The organism is Cellulomonas sp. P5_C6, assembly GCF_054049635.1.
This window is the reverse complement of record NZ_JBFULZ010000370.1, coordinates 1-1,264: the sequence shown is the minus strand read 5'-3', so window position 1 is coordinate 1,264 and position 1,264 is coordinate 1. Positions and strand designations below refer to the sequence as shown.

2 protein-coding genes are annotated in these 1,264 nt (G+C 74.7%); both read right to left on the bottom strand.

Annotation, left to right across the window (positions count from 1 at the left end; genetic code table 11):
- A partial coding sequence (locus tag ACXJKG_RS21200) for a copper resistance CopC family protein (protein ID WP_456847689.1) occupies positions 1-563 on the bottom strand: 563 nt, incomplete at its 3' end.
- Positions 560-1,066 carry a hypothetical protein gene (locus tag ACXJKG_RS21195; RefSeq protein ID WP_456847688.1) on the bottom strand — a complete coding sequence of 169 codons (507 nt, stop codon included), beginning with the start codon at positions 1,064-1,066 and terminating at the stop codon, positions 560-562. The genes ACXJKG_RS21200 and ACXJKG_RS21195, both read right to left, overlap by 4 nt.
- Positions 1,067-1,264: the final 198 nt, after the last annotated feature.

Here is a 1,264-nt window from a genome sequence, read left to right as displayed (position 1 = left end):
GCGGCGAGCACCCGGGCCGCGCGCCGGGCGCCGGCGCCCCGCTCGCCGGTGGACCGCAGGACCCTCCCCGACACCGCCAGCGCGCCGATCACGAGCATGATCGCGCACAGGTCCAGCCAGCGCAGCKAGAGCCCCGGCGCCGCCGGGAGCCCGGCGCCGGCGCTCGGCACCACGCTGGGCCGGACGCCGGCGCCGAACACCACCGACCCGCTGGAGAGGTGGCCGTCGTCGAGCGACAGCGTCCGCCAGTCGAGCACGTAGGTCGCGCGGGCGAGGCGCGGCGCGACGATCCCGAGGACGGACCCGGACGTCGACACCGTCACCGGCACGTCGACCCCGTCGATCGTCCGCAGGGTCACGCGGCTGGACCGGGCGTCGACGGCCTCGGTGAACCACAGCGTCAGCTCGGTCCGCCCGACCGCGACCGTCCCCCCGGCGGGCGGGTCGGAGCGCTCGAGCTCGGAGTGGGCGGCAGCCGGTGACGCCCCGAGCAGCAGGACGACGAGCGCCGCGACCAGGATCGACGTCAGGTGCCGCGCTGCCCGGAGCGGGGACCGTGTCATCCCTCGACCGCGAGGTGCTCGAGCCGGGCGTCTCCCATCACCAGCGTGACCGACGACCCGTCGTGCAGGGCGTTGTGAGCGTTCGCGATGAGGAAGAAGTACGTGCCGCCCAGCTGCATGTCGGCGCTGTGCCGGTGCGGGGACGCGAGCACGAGCGTCTGCCCGGTGTCCTCGACCACCAGGACGGGATGCACCGAGGCGTCGTGGATCATCGCGACGGCCTTGTCGGGGTCCACCACCTGGTACCGGAACTCGATCAGGCCGCCCGCGGCGGTCACGGCGATGAGGTCGACCCGGATACCGAACCGGGCCGCGAGCTCGTCGACGGTGACCACCGTCGTCGCGGCTCGGACGTCGACGGCCGGCTCCTGGACGGACAGGCGCCACGCGACGCCGCCCCCGACCAGCAGCAGGACGGCGACGAGCGCCGCGACCCGACGGCGACGGCGCGGCCGGCGCACGGGCGGTTCGGTGCCGACCTCAGGTCGGGTGTCGACGGTCACGGGTGGGCCTCCCTCCCGGGAGACCGGCCCGCGCACCGGAGGGGTCGCGGGCCGGCCGGCTCGGGATCGTCGGGTGGTGTCAGGGGGTGTCGAAGGCGTCGATGTCGAGGTTGTCGCTGGTCAGGCCGTGGCTGGTGCCGTCGAACAGGGTGGTCCAGGTGCCGGCGTTGTTGGCGATGATGTCTTCGTCCTGGGTGG